This window comes from Salibacterium salarium, from assembly GCF_030813635.1.
GTDB classification, from domain to species: Bacteria; Bacillota; Bacilli; order Bacillales; family Marinococcaceae; genus Salibacterium; species Salibacterium salarium.
In genome coordinates, this window is the sequence record NZ_JAUSUM010000003.1 from 370,104 (window position 1) to 392,457 (window position 22,354).

The window sequence follows — 22,354 nt, forward strand, 5'->3', positions numbered from 1 at the left end:
ATTCATTATAACATTTACCTCATTATATTAATTGAAAAGAAAGATAAATAAGATAGGTCACTACATATAGTAGAAATAATCCCGTCAACCATTTGGCAATCTTTCGTACTCCATTCATCCCTTGATTTAAAATCCCTGCAATGAATAGAATAACCGCCCCTGCCAGTGATACCATTGCAACGATAAAAAGGAATTGTTCCATACTTCCCCCTCATTGAAAATTTTATCAATAATTAAGTTATCCTTGTTTTTTGTGAGTATTTATATAATCCAATTAATGAACTAACAATGTATAGAAACAAGATAACAGATCCCCATAATTCAAGCTGAGTTCCTTCATATCCCATTGCTGAATCATAGAATTGTATAGTTATTCTATAAATAAAAGAAAACGGAAACACAATAGAAAAATCAGCCCCTAATAAAACTGTCGTTACAAAAATGGAAGCAAGCCCAGCCACAACAACACTCAAAATACTTTTTGTAACAAATGTCATGAGCGCAGCGATCGGAATGACTAAAAGAGTTAACATAGTGAAAAGAGTAGAAGTAAGAAACCTTGATCCCATTTCCACTAATCCTATCTCTTCCCGGAATAAGAACCAGAGCGTAAATATATGAATAAGGTGATTAACTATCGATGTCCCCCATAGTAAGACAAAGGCAGCCATCATTTTAGACACGATTAAACGGAAGTGATGAAAAGGATAAGAAATCCAGTTTAATGTTGTCCGGTTTTGAAACTCATGATAAAAAAAGAAACCGGAGAAGATGAATACTAGAGCCGGAAATAGTATGGCATACTGGTTAAAAACAAAGAAATAATAATTATTGACATCTAGGTCACCTGTAAATAACATACCGCCTGTATTAATGACGTAAGGCACAAAACTAATAATTAAAATGACGTATACCATTTTTACTCTTTTTACTTTTAGTAACTCATTTTTAATTAGTAAATTCATACGCTCCACCTCCCGATAATAATTTCAAATATAAGTCTTCTAAAGAGATTCCAAACACCTCCAATTTGTTAATTACTATATTCTCCTGCAGAAGTATCATCTCCACTTCTTGATACGAAAGAGTTGACACAAATTCTGTGTAATCTTCTTGACTAAGCACCCTTTGAGCCTCAAGTTTATCCATTAACTCTTTGTTTATTTGTGATGTGGTTGTTACCTTATATAGACTGCTATCTCCTTCATTTACATTTATCGTTTCAAAAATAATTTCCCCGTGATTCATAAAGATTAATTCATCAGCCATTAAATGAACTTCATTTAACAAGTGACTAGAAATAATAATCGTCGTTTTATTCTGGATTACCTCTTTAACAAGCATGTCTCTTACCTCTTTAATACCTTGTGGATCCAAACCGTTGGTAGGTTCATCAAGTAACAATAACGTAGGGTGATGAGACAATGATCTTGCCACACCAAGACGCTGCTTCATTCCTAAAGATGTTTCTGAAAATAGTTTGTCTTTTTGCTTAAAAAGCCCTACTTCTTTTAACAACGATTCAACATATTCAGAGGAAGGTGTTATTTTTAAATATCTCATATGCAATGTCATGTTTTCTTTTAGTGTCAAATTATAATAAAAACCGGGGTATTCTATAATACTTCCGATTTGTTTCGAGAGTCCCCTTCGTGAATGGTTATACAGATCTTCGTCTTGAAATGTGACTATTCCCGCTGATGGGTGAAATACGCCTAACAGCACTTTTAAGAGCGTTGTCTTTCCCGCTCCGTTTGGACCTAATAATCCGTATATCTTTCCTCGATCAAACGTCAGATTGACATCCTTCAAAATGTTTTTTTTATTTAACTGTACATCTAAATTTTCGGTTTTTAACAAGGGCTTCATTGGAATACACCTTCTCTTTTCCATTGATTTAAGATTCATTTTAAACCACTGACATTAAATCAAAGGAAGAGAGAGGTTAAAAGTAAGTTAAAAATGTGGAAATGACACTAGCAGCATCCGTAACAGAAAGAATAAGCTTGTACTGATGCTACAGGTGTTCTGGTGATTATTGAGTACTGGAGGAGATCCATGTTGTTTGTGGTTCCACTAGGTGAGTTCGAGGTGGACGATTCCAGCGAGAAAAGCATGAGGTGAAAACCCCTCGAGAGCAGGGCTCAAGGGACCTGATAGCAGCCTTGCTGAAAGCGTCCGGCTACAGCGCAGGACATTCAACAGGTGCCCAAGATTAAAAAGAAAGATGAATCTTGGGCGATTGATATGCTTCGTTTCTTAATTATAAATCGTTTCGTGCTCTTTCTTCTTTATAGTGACTACTGTTCCTTTTTGAGACGAGGACACTGTTTTTTTCAATTTCATTTGCTCTAACATCATATTAACAATAGACAAACCGACTCCAGAGCCACTGTTTTTAGAAGATGCGTACATTCCAGGTCCACCATCTTCGATTTTCAAAACAACCTCTTCCCCTTCTTTTTCCGTTCGAACGGATAGATATTTACCTTCTTGGGCGTGCCGGTGTACATTTTGCAAAAGGTTATCCAAAATTCTGCGGAACCACATGCGATCCATATCCCAATAAGCGGATTCATCTAAATCAACCTCAATTTCAAATCCCGCTTCTTCAAATATGGGATACCAAGCAATGAGAGAAGATCGAACAATCTCTACTATATCGATTGTCTCGTAATTGAAGGGAAGCTTCCCTTCACTGAGCACTGTAAATGAAGTTAAATTATCGATGAGTTCAGCTAGAAATTCTATTTTTTCATTAATGACGTGGACGGATTCACGCATTTTTGCATCTATGTGATACTGGTTTAACTTATGTGCATGTCCATTAATAATGGAAAGGGGCGTACGTAAATCATGAGACAGACTCGAAATTAATCGTTTCCGTATCAACGCTTCATTTTTCTCTTTTTCGTGGCTCTCGTTCAATTGGTCGACCATTTGATTAAAAGAGTGTTCTATCTGTCCTATTTCATCATCTTTTTCAATATCCATTTTCGAAGGGACCAGCTGGTTCTTCGTTGTCTTCATATTCTCCTCGATTTTCACCAATCGTTTCCTTGTTTTATTGAAAAATAACCAAGAAATATAAACAAATAATACCCAAAAGGAACCTATGGCAATGAACCAAATAGTACTGTATTGGTATTGCCCCATCCCCACTTGCGATTCAATAGAAGACAAAGGAAGTTGAAGAAAAACATGCCCACTGTCTTCCGCTCCTTCTAGATAGGAAGACGTTGTAAATAATTCTTGTTCGTTGTCTTCTTTTATATAGCTTATGAATGCTGATATATCCCAATCTTTGTTTAATTCCTCCGGCAGACCTTGGGACATTAATAATTGCCCGTTATCCTCCACCCAAAATATCTTTGCTTTCGGATATGTATCAAATGAGTGCAAATGAGCATTCACGTCCTCCCTTGCCATCCCTTCTAATGACAGGACTTCCTCAGACCAATATTCCTCTATCTCTTCAGGCTCATAATATTCTTCCGACGAAACATCAGCCATTTGTGTAACGAAAAGATAATAAAGAAAATTAACGCCCAAAAAAGAGATCGGAAAAATCAGGATAGACAATAAAATAATCATAATATATTTCGTTGATAACTTCACCGTCTCACCCTATATCCAAGCCCGCGAATGGTTTCAATGATTTGTGGATGTTGTGGATCTTTTTCAATTCTCTGTCTTAAATATCGAATATGCACGGTTAGTGTTTTATCCCCTTCAATATAAGGTTCCTTCCAAACACTTGAATAAATTTGTTCTTTCGTTAAAATGTGATTGCTATTCTGAACCAAAAGTTGAAATATTTTAAATTGTTTCTCCGTCAGTATGATTTCCTCGTTGGTATCTGTATTAATAATTTGATTAGCTTCTACATCGAACTTTACATGTTTAATGTTAATAGTTTCTAACGTTACTTTTTCAAATCGTTTTAATAATTTATCAATTCTAAGCAATAATTCCTTAGGATGGAATGGTTTTGTCAGGTAATCATCTGCAAATTCTAATCCTGTCAGTTTATCCTCAATAGCCGTTCTCGCCGTTAAAAATAAAATAGGAAGATTTTGATATTTTTCCTTCATTCGCTTTCCTACCGTGAATCCGTCCAATCCAGGCAGCATGATATCTAGTATTACAAGGTCTACTTCATCTATATAAATGTCTATATCTTTCCCTGACGTTAACCAAGTAAACCGATATTCACTATCTCGCAGGTTTTGCTCTACTAATGCTGCAACCTCTTCGTCATCCTCGATATACAATATATGATTATACATGGCTCCTCCTATGACGTTAGCATCGTGTGGCACGGCTATAGAATCCGCTATTTTAATCGATTTTTCTGTTTTCATAGATTTTGTGGACTTCATATGAATTTACTTGAATAAAGGAACAAATGTCCGTTCCGCCTTCAAACCAAGCTTTATCTCTAGCTTGTGGAAATCTAATGTCCTTATAGATCATACTCCATCCATTTAGCCGTTTCAGATACAGCTATCGTTCCTTCCAATTTTTCAATCAAATGAAACGACATATTAATGCCAGCCGAAATACCTCCGGATGTTATCACCGAACCTTCATCGACGAATTTTACATCCCTTTGCACCTCAACGGAAGAAAAAGCAGCCAAACGTTCATACGACCCCCAATGTGTTGTCGCTTTTTTACCGTCCAGAAGTCCCGCGTTTGCCAGTACAAGAGCACCTGTGCACACTGATGCTATAATCTTTGTAGAAACTTGACGCGCACGAATCCACGCCAGCAGCTTTTCATTATAAGCCTCGTTCGCCCGAGCCCCTTTGCCTCCTGGAATAATTATCACATCGCATTCCGGGGCATCCTCCAGACTCGTGTCCGGCATCACTTGCAGTCCATTGCTAGCAGAAACCATTTCACCGGATTCTGATATCGTCGTCACATCAAACAACTTTTCTTCTTGGCGATCCGGCTGAGCAAAGGCTACTGAAAACACTTCATACGGACCCGCAAAATCCAAAACTTCCACGTCGTCAAAGATATATATACCTATCTTTTTCAAGAAAAGATCAGCTCCTTTATTATGCTTTCCATGGACATGATAGACGCAATGGTGTAAATTACTTCCATCTATATTGTTGCATTATAGTACTATAAAAGAGAATAAATAACAATAGTCCATTCGTAGTCATGGACAAAGCGAGAACAAAAACGTTAATTCGAAACCGTGGAAAAACTTTCAAACAATTTTTCATCGTCTTCATACTGTAAGGTCGATGTAAGAGTATAAGTTATTCTTGGTCCTCCTAAAAAATTAATTTACTAGTCCTCTCAAATGTCCTTGTTCCGGATAAGCTCCCGATGATTTAAGTGATATACTTTACAAGAATATTTCTCGCACCCTTCCCATTATAATTACATCATGAAATTTTCCATTACTAAAATGAGCTTTTTTAAATTCCCTTCTATCTCAAATCCCTTTTTCTTGTATAGACTAATAGCTTTTTCATTTTGTATGTTAACATCTAATTCTAACCTTATTAAGCCCAAGTGCTTATCGGCTATTTCAAGCAAAGTATCAATTAATAAGGCACCAATTTTCTTTCCTTGAAATTCTTCATGAACTATTAATGAAATATTGCCACTGTATCTTAGTTTTCCACTTCTTGCTTCAAGAGTAGCTATACCAACGACCCGTTCATTTATTTCCGCTACCATTACATGGTCATCTTTACTTAGACTATTAAAGAAATGTTCCGTTGTTTCTATTCTTTCAGAAGGTAATGCCATTGTATTGTCTATAACGGATGGTTGATGTCTTATTTCATTAATATACCTTAAATCAGGTTTTTCTATGGGACGAATAACAACATCCATTTTATTGACCCCTGATTGTGAATTTGAATGCACTTTCATCGACTTCCTCTCCCTATATAGAAAAGTTAACGTAATCCTTGTTCAATAATCCTACCATTTTTTCTTAATATACTTCTTTTTCGTGTTTATTCCTTTCTTTTTCCAGTTCGTTCGGGGTTAAATACTGTTCTCCCGGCTTTTTGTCTTTGGTTTCCTTGTAATTGGCCACGGGCACCCATTTTCGCATGGTCGAATACGAGATTTCCAATTCATACGCCAGCTCACTACCTTTCGTCCACCACTAATTTCGCTACATAATCCTTATACTCTTGATTATATTGGTTCCTCAATGCTTCCACGTCCTCTTTAAATAGTATCTTCATTATAAAATATTTCTCTTAAGAACGTGTCCACTTTTAAGACTAACTCTAATTCCGGTTCTTATTTCTGTGAACCATCGTAGTTCAAATAGATTAAAAAGGCAGGAGCAGCAACTCTTCTCCCAATATTTGACGCCGAACCTTTCTTATGACTTATGATTGAGTCAAATAATGGAGTCTGTATCACAAAATTTTTTATGAATAGGGCGAAACGTACTGTGAGTATTAAAGAACTGTTACAAAAATTAATCTAATCGAATGATGTAGTTGTACTAAAAAAGTTTTATGCGAGTGTTTAGATTGATTTTATGTAATAAAACAGTTCCTTTCACTATTTTTGAAAGTGCTTTCTAATGTTGCTGGTGATTCTGCGTAATTAATAGGTATTAGGATGTTAGACATCCAGATCGTGCCTGTTAAAAGCCCATTTTGACAGCATATGCAACGCAGGTTACCATTTAGCTCATGTCAGTATTCAGCTTGAATTAAACTGACAAAAGAAAAAAGAGAGGAGGATAGAAGTCTTAAGAATAGTAATACATATTATTTTCAGAAGGAGCTAACAAGATGACAACATCAGCGAAATCTCGACTTTTGACAGTTGCATTAATCATCGCAATTATCATCACACCCTTTCATTCTGTATCAGCTGAAACCGCACATCCATGGGAGAACAGGGCTCCTTCAGCACAAGAAAACAGTAAATCACTGCCGGAACCTGCACAGAAACGTACTGAATCATTACCAGCACCGGCAAGTGGTGAACCATTGTCCGCACAAGAACGTAGTGAATCACTGCTTGAAAAAATGAGCCTCGAGCAAAAGGTTCAATTAGCCACAGGAAACCTTAATAATTATTATGGTTTTTTTAATGAAGGAATGGATGATCTTGGTATTCCGGCATTAACAATGGCAGATGGTCCTGCGGGAATCCGTATTGCGAATCCAAACATCCAAGATCAAAAGGCAACTGCTCTTCCTGCACCGATTGCTCTCGCGGCTACCTGGGATGTTGATGCAGCGAAAAATTATGGGGAACTTTTGGGAAATGAAGCATTTAACACGACACATAATGTGGCACTCGCCCCCGGGCTCGATATTGCACGTTTTCCTTGGGGAGAGCGTAATTTTGAATCCTTAGGTGAAGACCCATTATTACAGTCAGAATTAGCTGTTCCGTACGTAAATGGTATTCAAAGTTATCCAGTAATGGCAACGGCTAAACACTGGATATTGAATAACCAGGAAACAGATCGCTTCACCATTAATTCCAAAGCAAGTGAGCGCGCACTTCATGAAGTTTATGCACGTCCATTTGCGGAAACGATCGAACATGCTGACTTGAGCTCTGTTATGTGTTCTTTTAATGAAGTGAATGGTGAGCATGCCTGTGAAAATGGTGATGTACTTACAGATTTATTGAAAGATCGATTGGATTTTGACGGCTTTGTAATGAGTGATTATGGTGCCAATCATACTACAGTTGAATCTGCCATTGCCGGGTTGGATTTCGAAGCTCCTGGTGATCCAGACGGTTATTGGGGAGACGATTTGCTTACAGCAGTGAAAGAAGGCAAAGTTAGTGAAGCAAGAATCGATGACATGGCTGATCGAATCCTGACTGAAATGTTTAGTAAAGGTTTATTCGATAATCCTACTGTTAATAACAAAATCCCGGCAAAAGAGCACGGAAAAATTGCTCGTAAAATCGCGGAACAAAGCATGGTTCTAATGAAAAATGAAGATAAGGCATTACCTTTGGATAAAAATAAAATGGATTCCATTGCGGTTATCGGGCCGGATGCTGATAATGCTTCAGCTGCCGGTGGCGGAAGTTCATTAGTAAACCCTACGTATACTGTCAGCCCATTAGAGGGGATTAAAAATGAAGTTGGAGAGAATGTAGATGTAACCTATGCACCAGGGACTGACCCGATTAGTGCAGGCGATGTTCTGCCGGGACCTTCAGCTGTGCCATCCACATTATTACGTCCGGTTGACGGCGGAGAAAATGAGCACGGATTAACAGCAGAATATTGGACGAATATTAACCGTGAAGGTGAACCTTCACTGGTTCGCACAGACAATCAACTAAACTTGAATCTTGGGTTCTATAATTATGAAGGATTAAATGCACAATCACCTAAACTGGAAAAATTACCTGGTAAATTTAACAGTGAAATGTCCGCACGGTGGACAGGTCAGTTCACCGTACCTGAATCAGGTGAATATACGCTTTCTCTTTCAAGTCGGGGATCAGGCAAATTGTACATTGATGACAAGCTTGTCATTGATAATCAAAGTAAGAAATTAGCCACCTCTAAAAAGGCCCTTTCTTTTGTTGAAGGAGAACAACATGATATTCGAATTGAATACAGTACAGGTAAGGCTGGTGGACGGCAGGACTTTGGCGGTATGATCCGCTTTGGTTGGGAGCCGCCTAAAGAAGCAGTGGATCCTAAAATCCAAAAAGCAGTTGAAAAAGCTGAAAAATCAGATGTTGCAGTCGTTGTCACTCACACTTATGACAGCGAAGGGTATGTGGACACTTCAACCCTTGATCTTCCGAATAACCAAGATCAATTAATCAATGAAGTATCGAAAGCAAACCCGAACACGATCGTTGTACAAATGAGTGGTAGAGCAGTACAAATGAATACTTGGCAGGACAATGTACCTGCTATTGTACAAGCTTGGTTCCCAGGGCAGGAACAGGGAAATGCCATATCTAATGTGTTATTTGGTGATGTTAATCCATCTGGTAAACTGCCAATGACATTCCCGGTTGATGAAGACAGCACACCTGTATCAAATGAAAATCAGTTCCCTGGGGTAGATGGTGTCTCTGATTATTCTGAGGGTGTATTTGTAGGGTATAAAGGCTACGAAGAAAAAGGAATTGAGCCGGCTTATGCATTTGGGCATGGATTATCCTATACGTCATTTGATTATCGAAACAACGTAAAAGCAAAGGCCAAGAGAAAAGGAAAAAATAAAGATTTAGAAACTACCGTTTCACTCAATTTGCGTAATACTGGTGATGTGAGCGGCTCTGAAGTTGTTCAAGTTTATGCCGGAAAGTTACCGGCAAATGTCGAAACGCCTTCCAAACAATTGGCAGGTTTTAAAAAAGTGGAATTGAAGCCCGGAAAACAACAACACCTTAAAATTGAACTTGATCCGAAAGCATTCTCATACTGGGATGCCGGGAAAGATAAATGGGTAACACCAAGTGGCGAAGTTCCCATTTATGTGGGAAGTTCTTCAAATGACATTCGACAGGAAACAAGTGTCACTATTAAGTAATGAAAGAGGTTGGGGTGTTAAGCCCCAACTTCTTTCATTTCAAATCAAATACTGAAAAGGGAGCATCATTTACTAAAAAACTACGTTTCCTTTAGATAGGAGGAAATATCATTCGTAATAAAAACATAAATCTTTCTATCCTAATAATTGCTATGATCCTATTCATCTCATCTGCAACTATGAAAGAAGAAAAAGTAAACCTTTGGTTAACCACACCTGATCAACAAAACCTCCTGACAAAGCAGGAACCTTTATTGTTTGGGGATATAGATGAAACGGATACTCCAACAATTCTAGTTGATCCAAATGTAGAATTTCAGACAATGAAGGGATTTGGAGCAGCGGTTACCGGATCTTCTGCTTATCTTATCAATCAACAATTAAGTTCGGAGCAGAGAGAGAAACTGCTGCAGGATTTGTTTTCAAGAGACGGCATTCATATGAGCTATATCCGTCATACAATTGGAGCATCCGATTTTTCGGTGGATCATGAAGGCAGTCCGGCCACCTACACATATAATGATTTAGAAACTGGAACTGATTATAATTTAGATCATTTTTCTATTGAAAAGGATAAAGATGTTATTAATCTGATGCAGGATATTCGTTCTCTAAACAAGGAGATCGGCATACTTGGTACCCCATGGACTGCTCCAGCATGGATGAAATACAACCGGAAGTTAAATGGATCGTATTTAAATTATAAAGATCATCGCACTTATGAAGCATATGCTGATTACTTTGTGAAATATATCAAGGCTTATGCGGACAAAGGTATTCTGGTTGATGCAATAACTATACAGAATGAGCCGGGACATACGTCAGAATCATATCCTACGATGAGTATGAATGCCAACGAACAGGCAATGTTTATTAAGAATTATCTAGGACCAGCTTTTTCCGAAAATCAAATATCAACCAAAATCGCGGCGTATGATCATAATTGGGAAAATGGAGTTGAGTATGCGAACAATGTTTTGAATGATAAGGAGGCTGATAAGTACACAGATGGTGTTGCTTTTCATTGTTATAAGGGGCAGCCTGATAGCATGACAAAGGTACATAAACAATTCCCTGACAAAAATATCTATTTAACGGAATGTAGTGGAGGAGAGTGGAGTCCGGATTTTGGCGATAATTTAAGCTGGTATATGTCAAATCTTATCATTGGGGGACCTCGGAATTGGTCTCGTGCGGTATTACTTTGGAATATTGCGCTTGATACCAACGGAGGGCCGACAAATGGCGGTTGTAGTGATTGCAGAGGGGTTGTAACAATTGATGGGGAAGGAGGAAAAGTTACAAAAAACAGTGAATATTACGCATTGGGGCACGCAAGTAAATTTGTGAAAGCTGGAGCATTACGGATCAGCACCTCCCAATATAAAGATAGTATAGAGACGGTGGGATATAAGAATCCGAATGATTCCATCGTTTTAATTGCAGCCAATACAAGCTCTGAAACTGAATCTTTTCAAGTCGTATTTCGAGACAGATCTTTTACGTATACATTGGATCCAAACAGTGCTGTAACATTCAAATGGTGGAAATGAGATGAGGACAACACCGTCAAAAGATAACAACATTTCGCCGCTCTTGAATCATTTCCTGTAGAAGATACGAAAGATGCCGGCTTTGGTACATGAAGGGATACATCCATTTGTCTTAAGAAATTGTCGATACAGTAGACATACGGTAGAACTCCTCTGTGTACGTGTTTGGTGGTACATTCATCGTACCTCAGATTTGGAGGGTCTGTCTTTTTATGAACATTAATGGGGTTTTTTTACATTAATTATGCAACTTCAGAGTTAATACCAATTATTTCAAAATAAAAGAATTCACTTAATTTTTTATTTTCATGAAAATGACGCTATTGCAGCCGATACGTCAACCTCTTCTTTTTTTACTTTTAGTGTCTGTTATTCATCGTTGTTTCTAACACCTTTTTCCATTAAACTTAGTAGTAACTGTAAGGATATTTAATCTCTCTATTTTTGTTGCGCTGATAGAAAACTCTCGTTAATAAAAGATTACTACAAATCATGGGAAGAGGAGTAGATAATGAAAGATTTTATATTCGATAAAAATACGACCATCTTTTATCCACAAAACATTCCACTGTCTGTCCAGCACGGCATTGATATCTTTCTGAAAGATGTTGAAAAAGTGCTACAGGGGAGACCAAAGCCTACATCCGAAGAAAACGCTACGTTTATCATCCGCTACGCCGATAAAGAAGACGATACGACTCAGCATCCTGAGGGCTATTCCATCCGCTTCACCCGTACTAACAATCAAACGATTATGTATGTAATAGGGGCTGACGATCTCGGAATTGTTTATGGTTTATTACATATAAGTGAAACCTACTTTTCTATCGATCCATTCTGGTATTGGGCGGATTTGCCTCCCACTCCCCGGTCCGCGATTTCCATTCCAACGGTTCCATATGATTCTATCAAACCGGCAGTAGAATTCAGAGGCTGGTTTATCAATGATGAAGTCTGTTTAATAGGCTGGGACGATGTTTATCCCCCAACAAAAGATACGTGGTTTCCAGTATTTGAAGCATTACTACGATGTGGCGGGAACATGGTACTTCCCGGTACAGATCTCCCTAAAGATGGCATTCACGCTGAACTAGCTGCGGAAATGGGGCTGTGGGTCACCCATCACCATGCTGAACCTCTAGGAGCTGAAATGTTTTTAAGAGCATATCCACGAGAAAAACCTAGTTATCAAGAAAATCCCATGTTGTTTGAACAATTGTGGAAAGAGGCGATAGAAAAACAAAAGAACAAAAAAATAGTATGGGTTCTTTCTTTTCGCGGACAAGGGGACAAACCTTTTTGGGAAGATGATCCATCTTTTGATACCCCGGAAAAAAGAGGAGCATTGATTAGTGAAGTGATTTGGAAACAATTTGAACTCATCCAGGAAAAAGTAGAGGATCCTTACTGCTGTACAGCAATGTATGGGGAAATCGCAGAATTATATCAGCAGGGAATGCTCAACCTGCCGGAGAAAGTAATAAAAATATGGGCAGACAATGGATATGGAAGAATGGTGTCAAGGCGTCACGGAAATGATAACAAACGCGTTGCTTCTCTTCCATCTCCTTCAGAACCAGGAGTCCATGGATTATATTATCATGTAACATTTCATGATTTACAGGCATCCAACCATTTAACCATGTTTCCATCCTCTTCAGGGTTGATTCAGGAGGAATTAGATAACGTTTTCAAACATGATATCACCAGATACTGGTTAATAAACAGTGGTAATATAAGAATGCATACTTACTACTTAGATGTCATTTCAAAAATGTGGATGAACAAAGAAGTAGACGTTGATAATCATTTAAAACAGTTTGTTGAACGGGCCTATAGCTCCCTCCATCAAGAAATTATTGATATATACAAGTTTTTTTCTGAATGTACGATTCAATACGGGTCACACCGGGACGATAAAGCGGGGGAGGAATTTTATCATCATCCGGCCAGAATAATCATAGGTCGTTGGATGACAGGGAAGGGAAACGAGCCGGAAGAGAAATTAATATGGGCCGCAGGTGAACAAGCGTTTTATGAACAAGTGGTATGGTTTCACAATAAATGCTCAGAGGCTCTAAAAAGCTGGACCTCCCTTTTAACAAAAGCAGAAACAACCATGGAGCAACTGTCAGCACTAGAGCAGCAAAGGTTTTATGATCAACTCCTAGTGCAAATAAAAATTCATGAATCCGGATGCAAAGGGTTTGTCTCCTTGTGCGACGCTTACTTCTCGGCACAGAACAAACAATACCCTTTAGCTTTTGTCCAAGCTCACCTCGCATTGCAGTATTATGAAGAAGGAAAAACTGCCATGAAAAAGTCCGAACATGGAAAATGGGAGAACTTTTACAGCGCAGATTGGTTAACAAATATAGATGCCACAATCTATAGTATACAAACATTACGTAGTTACATTCGAATGTTTGGGGACAACCCTGATTATTTTATTTGGTACAAAGAATATCTAATGCCGGAAACGGAAAAATATATTTATCTAGAAAACACGCACCGCGAACCATTATCTGATGAAAAATTAGCAAATGCTCTTTTAGAATATTTGTTTTAGCATTTCTGATGAAGTTGCTAGATACATTTGGCAAATGCTTGCTGACGCTTTGTCTGACGGACTCTTTTTTTCTCTCCAATGAGTAAAAAAAGATTAGATAGTTTTCTTTTTTTCAAAAGACTACAGGACATCCCCCTAATCATGATATAGTGTACATGTGTGTGTTATGCATATCAGTTATTTACTATTATAAAAGGAGTGTTATGTTCATGAACGAGAAACATTTGGAGCAAATGAGAAATGCAAAAGGATTCATTGCCGCATTGGATCAAAGTGGCGGCAGCACGCCTAAAGCACTAGCTCTCTACGGCGTAACAGAAGATCAGTATTCAGGCGAAGAAGAAATGTTTAAGCTTGTCCACGACATGCGGACGCGGATTATTACCGCCCCTGCGTTCGATTCCAATAAAATTATTGGCGCCATCTTATTTGAACAAACAATGGACCGTGAAATCGAAGGCCTTTATACCGCTGATTATTTATGGGAGAAAAAAGGTGTTGTCCCATTTTTGAAAGTCGATAACGGACTTGACGCAGAGTCAGATGGCGTTCAGAAGATGAAGCCGATTGGAGACTTGGAGGACAAGCTGAAGCGCGCCAATGAGCGTAATATTTTTGGAACAAAAATGCGTTCTGTAATCAAAGAGCCTAACCCAGAAGGTATTAAGGCCGTAGTGGATCAACAGTTTGAAATCGGCCAGCAAATTATTAACGCTGATCTTGTACCAATTATTGAACCGGAAGTAGACATTAACAGCACGGATAAAGAAAAATGCGAAGAACTACTTAAAGCGGAGATCCTTAAGCATCTTGACCAGCTTGGCTCGGATGATCACGTCATGCTGAAACTTACTATACCAACCGTTGCCAATACGTATAAAGAGCTAATTGAGCATCCAAATGTTGTCCGGGTTGTTGCCCTTTCCGGTGGTTACGAAATCGAAGAAGCTAATAAAAAGCTGAAAGAAAATAACGGCTTGATCGCCAGCTTCTCCCGTGCCTTGACCCAAGACTTGAATGTAAAGCAGTCTGATCAAGAATTCAACGACCAAATTGGGAAAGCAGTCAATTCCATTTACGACGCTTCCATCACGTAAATGGAAGATGTCATTCAAAGTGCCGTACTCCGTAATGTAACCGGAGTACGGCACTTTTTAGTATGGGGCGATCCGTTTCTATCTCTCAAGCCCCGTTCAAGATGACTCCATCTACCAACTTGATTTTTTCACCCCGGGGAGCTGCCCTTTATGAGCAAGCTCCCTAAAAGCAATCCGGGACATCTCAAACTTCCGCAAATACCCTCTCGGCCTTCCAGTGATTTCACAACGGTTGTGCAGCCGGGTAGGGGAGGCATCACGTGGTAATTTCTTTAATGCTTCGTAATCGCCTTTTTCTTTAATTCTTTTTACAAGGCCGCGTATTTTTGGACCATTTCCTGCCGTTTTTTTTCTTTTGCTATTTTTGCTTTTTTAGCCATGTCTTTAAATTCCTCCTTTAATATTTTAAAGCAATCCTGGCATTTTCGCCTGCGCTTCCTCTAATGCTTTTCTCCATTTATCCGTTTCATTAGGTTGAATCAAGCATTGGTCCAGGGTCTGTTCGATAGCCTCCGTATCCAGATCTACTCCGATAAAAACCAGCTCCGTCTTCCGATCCCCAAACTCATATGCCTCGAGTTCCTCCTTTACTTCCGGCTGCTCCCTCAGGATTTCACCTTTTTCAGCTAATGGAAGTGCCGACACCCAATACGTAATAGATTCCAGCGTGATGGAAGAACCCGCCTGCGATAGCATAAAAGCCATTGTATGATGAGTAGAAAGCCAGGCAATACCTTTAGCTCTGGCAATTTCTTTGGGATAATCCTCAAACCATTGCTTTAACCGTTCCGTATGAAACGGGATTCTGCGTCGGTATACAAAGGAACGAATCCCGTATTCTTCGGTTTCCGGGGTATGTTCCTCTGTTTCCAGCTCTTTCAGCCATCCTGCAGACCCGCTTGCTTTCTCAAAGTGAAATAGTCCTGTTCCGACAATATCCTGCGCTTGAACGTTTCCGTAATTCGTTTCTATGAGTACCGCTTCCGGCTGTAGTTTCCGTAAGAAAGCCCTCAATTGTTCTCTTTCTTTGGGTGGAACCATGTCGATTTTGTTAAGGAGCATCACGTCACAGAATTCTACTTGATCAATTAGCAGATCCACGACCTGTCTTTCGTCTTCTTCCACCGCCTGCTGTTTTCGGTCTAGCAATGATTCTCCCGATGAAAAATCTTCCCAAAACCGATTGGCGTCTACTACCGTAACCATAGTGTCGAGCTCACAGTATTTCGTTAAATCTATACCCATTTCATCATCTATATAGCTGAATGTCTGGGCAACAGGAACAGGTTCACTGATCCCGGAGGACTCAATCAAAATATAATCAATATCCCCCTGCTCCGCTAATCGTTTTACTTCAACCAGCAGATCTTCCCGGAGTGTGCAGCAAATGCATCCATTTGACATCTCCACCATTTTTTCTTCCGTTCGTTTAAAGCCGCCATTAGAAATGATATCGGCATCTACATTTACTTCACTCATGTCATTCACAATTACTGCCGTTTTAAGACCTTCCCTGTTGTTTAAGACATGATTCAGAACCGTTGTCTTCCCAGCTCCAAGATAACCGCTCAACACTGTCACAGGAATTTTTTTCATTCTCTTTACACCCTTTCTTAATGGCTGTGATTATGCTCCTCGTTATGATTATCGATGTGAAGTACAACTGGTTCGGATTGAGCAATGATCTCATGGTTTTCATCATACAGCGCAACAGATACTTCCATGCCTTCCAATTCATCTGCGGCTTCAGCAGTATACCTTTCTTCTCCACCAACCACCTCTGCTTCTTCTGCCTCTGGACCTTGTTCAAACCAATGGACATGCTCTGAGTCTGTCTCCCCTTCGATGTTATATGTCAGTTCTATTTCATCCCCGGTGTGATAATGTTCTTGTGCACCTTCCACCGTTATATCTAGTGTCTCCCTATCATTACTATCTTCTTCGGAATGCCCTCCCGCTTTGAATGCAGTCTCAAGATTGTCTATGTTTTGTCTCATTAACTGAAAATAGTCTTCCTTGTTTTCTCTTTCTTCCTTTGTCCGTACCGATAGATTATGAAGCTCTAATGCTTCTGCTCCTACTTCATCCTGTATAACTTCTGTTACTTTTGAAGCGACATTCTGTTCAAACATAATATGGCCAATATTAGCTTCTTCCACCGTCTCTATGATACTTTCTAATTCTTTTTGAGAAGGCTCATCTGACGGAGATAGTCCGGAAACACTGATTTGCTCTAAGCCGTAACGTTCTTCCCAATACCCGTAAGCTGCGTGGGATACAACGAACTGCTTGTTCTCTGCCGTATCTGCCATCTCTGCAAAAGTTTCATCCAATTCGGATAACTCGTTATGAAGCTCCTCCGCATTTTCCTCAAAATATTCCTCCTGCTCCGGGCGTAGTTCGATAAGTTTATCTTTTATATTATCTACGGCTTCCATAGATTTCACCGGATCCAGCCATACATGAGGATCAACATCCCCATGATCATGATCGTGCTCTTCATCATGATCGTGAGAATGGTTATGCTCCTCATGAAAACCAATAAGATTGATGCCGTTTGTCACTTCTAACGAGGATACTCCTTCTTCCTCCAGTGTTCTTTCCACAGCCTCTGCAAACCCTTCCATTCCAGCCCCATTAAGTATAAATAAATCTGATTCGGCAATGTCTATCATCGTTTGAGATGTCGGCTCAAAGCTGTGAGGATCCGCCCCGGCCGGTATAATATTTTCTACTTCTACTTCCTCTGCTCCAATTTTTTCCGCAAAATCTTTCCAGGCAAACAACGTAGTATAGATTTGTAAAGGTTCTGTTTGATTTTCACCATTTTCCTCTACCGCGTTCTGTTCCTCATCACTTACGCACGCAGCCACCATCAGGACAGATAATATCACCACAAGAGGAAAATTAAATCGATTTTTCATCATATGTAGCTCCTCCAATTCGTAATTATTACGATTTATACCTCGTTAGTATATCGTAACTATTACGATTTGTAAATAATAATAATTACGATTTATGATTAGTGAATGTTCTTCCACCTGTCCGGGCATGATTTCCCTCACCATTACCACTCAGCCTTCACGATGCTTTTTGAACGAAAAAACCGGAACAGCCTGAGCCATTCCAGTTCTCTCTTATCCTGTTGTCATACCTCCGTCTACAATGAATTCAGACCACTAGAATAACTGATTTCATCCAAAGCCAGGTACAGATAATAAATTTGTTACTTCTTCCGGACCGGCCATGTTGGGCTATTTTGCGTTGAGGAGTTGGGTTCGCTGGTACGTTGTCAAAAAACGCCGATTCTATCTCCCACTCAGCCAATTTTAGATTGGAAGGTTAAGGTACAGGCCCCGATTGAGATTGGATTTTCGGCGTCCTCGGCCTGCTGAAATGACGGCTCCTGCTGATGGTTTTGCAAAATGAAGGCCTCCGCTGTGTGAATCACTTTATTATAATAAGCGGGATATATGTTCATAATTTCACTATTCAATACAACGACTTCCGGGTGGAGAACGTTTATCATGTTTGCCAAACCGATACCATAATAATAGGCAGACTCCAGCACGACATTTTCGATCACTGAATTGCCTTTTTTCAGCTCATCAAGCACATATTCCATGATTTCATTTTTATTGTCATTCAGGTCTGGATAAAAATCAGTGTTACGTTCACTCGCTTTTATCATCCGTGCTACTTCTGTGACAATCTGGTGATAGGAAATATAAGAAGCCAAGGTTCTGCCAGACGTAACGTCAATGATCATTTCTCCGAAAGAACTCGCGTCCCCTTTCCGGCTCTGCATAATGGCGCCATTTGCCAGCACCCCACAGCGAAGTCCCCAGCCGCTGATACAATAAAGGATTGTTTTATTGCCTCCATTATTACGCAAAGATTCATATAAAGCTGCTGTATTCGCGCCGTTTTCGAGAAAAATATCCGTCTGAAATGTTCTTTTCATCTCTTCCACAATAGCAACCTTATGCCAGCCGGGAGCCACAAACCCTTCCGGATACATGATACCCTTTTTTCGATCCAGTGGCCCTACGGTTCCAATACCGATGCCTAAAAGGGCGTTAATATCTATATGATGTTCTTCCAACAGAGAAGCAATGGTTTCTTTCAACAAAGATATCGTGTGGGAGGGAGTATGCTTTTCTGTCATTTGAAAGGTTTCGCTTGCAACAGGCTGAAAAGACATGTTTACGATAGTGATTGTCGTTTCCACACGGGAGAGAGCAATACCAATGATAAAGGCCGCTTCAGGCTGGATGGCATAAAGGGCAGGCGGCCTTCCACCGGAGGATTCATCATAGGACGCAATACGGATTAAGCCGTACTCTTTTAATGCATCTAAATGTCGGACCACTGTCGTCTGCTTCATATTGGTCCGCTTTAATAGTTCCGCTTTCGTAATAAAATTCTCTTGATGAATACAACGGTAGACTTCTTTCATTCCATAAAATTTAGGGGAATGGCGGTGCAATAATTCCTCAACCACGGGATTTTCTCCTTCATCCATTTTTTTTAATATCATATCATATAATCATTTGGCTCCTGTTTTTTCTTCAAAAACTCATCCATCGGCAAATAGCTCATGACATCAGGGAACCGCTCTTTCCATCCGGCGCGCAACAATAAGTCCCGGACCGGCCCTTTTAACTGGACAAACCAAACATTGATATGTTCTCGGGACTTATATTTTCGAATCAACCGTTCCAGCGCCTCAATGCCAGCGGTGTCAATATCATTTACCCCACCCATATCAATGACAACATCATGCAGCGTATCCATGTTTTCTTCTGCTTCTTTAATAGCTGTTTCCACCACCTTTTCTAAATAACTGACGTTGGAAAAGTGGATTCTAGCATCAATACGTAGCAACACTTTTCCCGACACGCGTTTTGCCTGCGGGAAACGCTTCACATCACGATAGCTTTTGCTTTTTTCATCCCATCCTTCTTCTACAATATGAGGGTGAGAGATACGGTTGATAAGAATACAGAGTGAGACTCCTACGCCGATTAACAGTCCCCATTGGATGCCTATCAATAAAGTGGCAGCAAACGTAACAACCCAGACCCATCCGTCGGCTGGTTTGATACGGAAGGCATAGCGTAAAGACGGGATATTGATCAATCCGGCCACGGCGGAGAGAATGATGGCGGCCAACGCAGTCTGCGGCAGGTAATAAAACAATGGCGTTAAAAAAAATAAAGTTAGTCCCACGCCAGCCGCCGTAATAATCATCGCCACTTGCGATACAGCTCCCGCCCCGTGGTTCACCGCACTTCGTGAAAAACTGCCGGTGACTGCATAAGCCGAGAAACAAGCTCCTATCATATTGGATAGACCAATCGCCCGTAATTCTTTGTTTACATTCAGCGGCGGACTGTCTTTGCCAGCGAGCGTCTTTGTAATCGAAAGAGACTCCATCATCGCGATTAGGGCAATCGTTAAAGCAGTAGGGAATAATACCTGCATGGCGGATAAATCCAAAGGAGGAAGCGCGATACCGGGAAATCCCTTCGGCACGCCTCCAACAATCTGCACCCCTTCTTGATCCAACCGGAAAAAGAAAACGGTTACGATACTCAAGGTGACAACAAGTAAAGCAAGCGGTAGTTTCGTACGTCTTCTCAAGCCTGTTAAGACCAGCAGGCTTACCGTTCCTATCATAGCCGTCGGTATGTGAATATCGGGAATGTTTTGAAATAATGCCGTTAATAAAGGCAGAATCCGACTCTGGTTCGGCATCTCAATGCCGAAAAAATTTCCCAGCTGACTGAACCCAATCGTAATCGCAACAGCCGAGGTAAACCCGTTGATAACATTTTGAGAAATAAATTTGACGAACGCCCCTGCATTAATAACACCTAATACGAACTGCATCACGCCTACCATAAGCGTTAATAACAGCACCAATGTAATATACTCTGAACTCTGGGGCTCCGCATGCAGGGACACACCCGAGAATATGAGAATGGATGCCATAGCAACAGGCCCGACGGCTAGCTTCCTAGAAGAACCAAATAGTGCGTATATAATGAGCGGAACCGTGGAAGCATACAACCCCATAACCGGTGGTAGGCCGGCCAAAAGCGCATAAGCCATCCCTTGCGGAACCAGCATAACAATAACGGTTAGCCCCGCCATTATATCCTGTTTTAATGAATTACGATTATAGTCCTTTGGAAGATTTAATACTCCTTCAGGCAGCTTAGGCATTCCTCTTCCCTCTTTTCTAAAAACGCATCGATTAATTTTATCCATTTTGGATAAAAGTGATATAATTTCACTATACTTCGTTTTTGTATGTCATTCAAGAGCTGTTTTTATACATGAAAATCAAATGTCGGACTATCCTTCTAAGAAAATCTCCGTCGCACTGATTTTTAGACGTATCCGCTTACAAATGTTTACAATCTTGAAGAAACGGTTACTACAAATAAGGAACTCCTTTTAAGCAATATATTTGTCTAAAGGAAGTTTCTTCGTTAGATTGTAATTTGTCCTTAATCAAAAAGGAGGTAGACGTATGATAGATTTGAAACAGGAAGGAAAACTCGGATTTGGTACCGCTCCATTAGGAAACATGTACCGGGATATTCCGGAGGAAGAAGCGAAAGCGGTCGTGGAAGCAGCCTGGGACAACGGCATCCGTTACTTTGACACCGCGCCGCTTTACGGAGCAGGTCTTGCTGAATTACGGCTTGGCAAGGTTCTGTCCAAACATAAACGTGATGATTACGTGTTAAGCACGAAAGTAGGACGATATATTGCGGAAGAAACAGAAGAAAAAGAAGGACTGTTCCAGTACGGGCGTCCAAACAAAGTCATTGACGATTACAGCGCCGAAGGAACACGGCGGTCCATCGAACAGAGTCTGGAACGCCTGCAGACCGACCGGCTTGACTTTATCTACGTTCATGACATTTCACCAGATTTTCACGGAGACGAGTGGGTCACCAGATTTGATGAAGCAAGAAACGGTGCATTTCCCGAACTGGAACGCCTCCGCAGCGAAGGGGTAATTAAGTCCTGGGGCATCGGAGTCAACCGGACGGAGCCGATTGAATTGGCACTGGATTTGGAGAATGCTAACCCGGATATCAGCCTGCAGGCCACCCGCTACACCCTGCTCGACCATGAACATGCCCTGCAGCGCTTAATGCCGGCTGCAGAAGAGCAAGGGATGAACATCGTTGTCGGTGCCCCGTACGGCTCAGGCATCATTGCCGGTGGTACTCACTACGAATACGGTAAAGCCCCGTCAGAAGTGACATCCAGGGTGGACCACATGAATGAAATTGCAGCGCGCCATGGCGTTGATCTCATTGCAGCAGCCCTTCAGTTCTCCGCCTCCCATCCTGCGGTCGCTGCCGTTATTCCGGGAACAACCCGTCCGGAACGGATCCAAGAAAACAAAGCGGCTTTACACGCCAACATTCCCGATGCATTCTGGCACGAACTGCGGGAGCAGGGAATCGTTTCACCGGAGGCTCCGCTTCCAATCAGCAAATAAGCAGTGAAAAACCGCGTCCAGTTTGGGTGCGGTTTTCCATTATGATTATAAGGCGCTTTGAATACGGTTTTTAATCT

16 protein-coding genes and 1 pseudogene are annotated in these 22,354 nt (G+C 40.5%); 5 read left to right on the forward strand and 12 right to left on the reverse strand.

Translation table 11 applies throughout. The features are described 5' to 3' along the window. Window positions 1–22: 22 nt before the first annotated feature. The 7 genes from J2S78_RS13415 to J2S78_RS13445 form a co-directional block, all read right to left on the reverse strand. On the reverse strand, window positions 23–202 hold the full coding sequence (locus tag J2S78_RS13415; RefSeq protein WP_306899344.1) for a hypothetical protein: 180 nt from the start codon (window positions 200–202) through the stop codon (window positions 23–25). Between the two features lie 31 nt (window positions 203–233). Further along, window positions 234–965 carry an ABC transporter permease gene (locus tag J2S78_RS13420; protein WP_306899345.1) on the reverse strand — a complete coding sequence of 244 codons (732 nt, stop codon included), beginning with the start codon at window positions 963–965 and terminating at the stop codon, window positions 234–236. Then, window positions 949–1,869, reverse strand: coding sequence for an ABC transporter ATP-binding protein (locus tag J2S78_RS13425; RefSeq protein ID WP_306899346.1), 921 nt, complete (start codon window positions 1,867–1,869; stop codon window positions 949–951). Before J2S78_RS13425 ends, J2S78_RS13420 begins: the two co-directional genes overlap by 17 nt. Before the next feature lie 390 nt (window positions 1,870–2,259). Then, window positions 2,260–3,618, reverse strand: coding sequence for a HAMP domain-containing sensor histidine kinase (locus J2S78_RS13430; RefSeq protein WP_306899348.1), 1,359 nt, complete (start codon window positions 3,616–3,618; stop codon window positions 2,260–2,262). Beyond that, window positions 3,615–4,289: a response regulator transcription factor gene (locus J2S78_RS13435; protein WP_306899616.1), complete on the reverse strand. Its 675-nt coding sequence runs from the start codon at window positions 4,287–4,289 to the stop codon at window positions 3,615–3,617. Before J2S78_RS13435 ends, J2S78_RS13430 begins: the two co-directional genes overlap by 4 nt. A gap of 176 nt (window positions 4,290–4,465) precedes the next feature. Further along, complete coding sequence (locus J2S78_RS13440) at window positions 4,466–5,050, reverse strand: DJ-1/PfpI family protein (protein ID WP_306899349.1); 585 nt, start codon at window positions 5,048–5,050, stop codon at window positions 4,466–4,468. A gap of 353 nt (window positions 5,051–5,403) precedes the next feature. After that, the gene (locus J2S78_RS13445; protein ID WP_306899350.1) at window positions 5,404–5,865 is read right to left on the reverse strand and encodes a GNAT family N-acetyltransferase; all 462 of its coding nucleotides are present in this window, start codon (window positions 5,863–5,865) and stop codon (window positions 5,404–5,406) included. Between the two features lie 926 nt (window positions 5,866–6,791). Here J2S78_RS13445 and J2S78_RS13450 point away from each other — a divergent pair. The 4 genes from J2S78_RS13450 to J2S78_RS13465 all read left to right on the forward strand — a co-directional run bounded on the left by J2S78_RS13450 (window position 6,792) and on the right by J2S78_RS13465 (window position 14,749). Then, window positions 6,792–9,530, forward strand: a complete 2,739-nt coding sequence (locus tag J2S78_RS13450) for a beta-glucosidase (protein ID WP_306899353.1) — start codon at window positions 6,792–6,794, stop codon at window positions 9,528–9,530. A 254-nt stretch (window positions 9,531–9,784) separates the two neighbouring features. Next, the gene (locus J2S78_RS13455; RefSeq protein ID WP_306899355.1) at window positions 9,785–11,083 is read left to right on the forward strand and encodes a glycoside hydrolase family 30 protein; all 1,299 of its coding nucleotides are present in this window, start codon (window positions 9,785–9,787) and stop codon (window positions 11,081–11,083) included. 511 nt (window positions 11,084–11,594) lie between these two features. Continuing rightward, entirely contained in the window at window positions 11,595–13,652 is a 2,058-nt protein-coding gene (locus J2S78_RS13460) for a glycosyl hydrolase 115 family protein (protein ID WP_306899357.1), read from the forward strand. Between the two features lie 209 nt (window positions 13,653–13,861). Further along, complete coding sequence (locus J2S78_RS13465) at window positions 13,862–14,749, forward strand: fructose bisphosphate aldolase (protein ID WP_306899359.1); 888 nt, start codon at window positions 13,862–13,864, stop codon at window positions 14,747–14,749. A 111-nt stretch (window positions 14,750–14,860) separates the two neighbouring features. On the opposite strand, the pseudogene rpsN reads toward J2S78_RS13465, so the two are convergent. From rpsN to J2S78_RS13490, 5 genes and pseudogenes are all read right to left on the reverse strand, one after another. Then, window positions 14,861–15,129 (reverse strand): annotated as a pseudogene (rpsN, locus tag J2S78_RS13470) (30S ribosomal protein S14). 25 nt (window positions 15,130–15,154) lie between these two features. Next, window positions 15,155–16,345, reverse strand: a complete 1,191-nt coding sequence (locus tag J2S78_RS13475) for a GTP-binding protein (RefSeq protein ID WP_306899363.1) — start codon at window positions 16,343–16,345, stop codon at window positions 15,155–15,157. A gap of 17 nt (window positions 16,346–16,362) precedes the next feature. Then, window positions 16,363–17,676 (reverse strand): metal ABC transporter solute-binding protein, Zn/Mn family, encoded by a 1,314-nt coding sequence (locus J2S78_RS13480; protein WP_306899364.1) that lies wholly within the window; start codon window positions 17,674–17,676, stop codon window positions 16,363–16,365. A 392-nt stretch (window positions 17,677–18,068) separates the two neighbouring features. Beyond that, entirely contained in the window at window positions 18,069–19,253 is a 1,185-nt protein-coding gene (locus J2S78_RS13485; RefSeq protein ID WP_306899367.1) for an ROK family transcriptional regulator, read from the reverse strand. Window positions 19,254–19,285: 32 nt separating this feature from the next. Beyond that, a complete protein-coding gene (locus J2S78_RS13490; protein ID WP_306899368.1) occupies window positions 19,286–20,980 on the reverse strand; it encodes a SulP family inorganic anion transporter in 1,695 nt (564 codons plus the stop codon). Window positions 20,981–21,290: 310 nt separating this feature from the next. On the opposite strand from J2S78_RS13490, the gene J2S78_RS13495 reads away from it, so the two are divergent. Then, the gene (locus J2S78_RS13495) at window positions 21,291–22,277 is read left to right on the forward strand and encodes an aldo/keto reductase (RefSeq protein WP_306899370.1); all 987 of its coding nucleotides are present in this window, start codon (window positions 21,291–21,293) and stop codon (window positions 22,275–22,277) included. The last annotated feature ends 77 nt before the right edge of the window (window positions 22,278–22,354 follow it).

Excerpts from the sequence above, each read along its gene's own strand:
- J2S78_RS13415 (WP_306899344.1), bottom strand. The coding sequence starts at position 202 with ATGGAACAATTCCTTTTTATCGTTGCAATGGTATCACTGGCAGGGGCG.
- J2S78_RS13420 (WP_306899345.1), bottom strand. The coding sequence starts at position 965 with ATGAATTTACTAATTAAAAATGAGTTACTAAAAGTAAAAAGAGTAAAA.
- J2S78_RS13425 (WP_306899346.1), bottom strand. The coding sequence starts at position 1,869 with ATGAAGCCCTTGTTAAAAACCGAAAATTTAGATGTACAGTTAAATAAA.
- J2S78_RS13435 (WP_306899616.1), bottom strand. The coding sequence starts at position 4,289 with ATGTATAATCATATATTGTATATCGAGGATGACGAAGAGGTTGCAGCA.
- J2S78_RS13445 (WP_306899350.1), bottom strand. The coding sequence starts at position 5,865 with ATGGATGTTGTTATTCGTCCCATAGAAAAACCTGATTTAAGGTATATT.
- J2S78_RS13450 (WP_306899353.1), top strand. The coding sequence starts at position 6,792 with ATGACAACATCAGCGAAATCTCGACTTTTGACAGTTGCATTAATCATC.
- J2S78_RS13460 (WP_306899357.1), top strand. The coding sequence starts at position 11,595 with ATGAAAGATTTTATATTCGATAAAAATACGACCATCTTTTATCCACAA.
- J2S78_RS13465 (WP_306899359.1), top strand. The coding sequence starts at position 13,862 with ATGAACGAGAAACATTTGGAGCAAATGAGAAATGCAAAAGGATTCATT.
- J2S78_RS13475 (WP_306899363.1), bottom strand. The coding sequence starts at position 16,345 with ATGAAAAAAATTCCTGTGACAGTGTTGAGCGGTTATCTTGGAGCTGGG.
- J2S78_RS13480 (WP_306899364.1), bottom strand. The coding sequence starts at position 17,676 with ATGATGAAAAATCGATTTAATTTTCCTCTTGTGGTGATATTATCTGTC.
- J2S78_RS13490 (WP_306899368.1), bottom strand. The coding sequence starts at position 20,980 with ATGCCTAAGCTGCCTGAAGGAGTATTAAATCTTCCAAAGGACTATAAT.
- J2S78_RS13495 (WP_306899370.1), top strand. The coding sequence starts at position 21,291 with ATGATAGATTTGAAACAGGAAGGAAAACTCGGATTTGGTACCGCTCCA.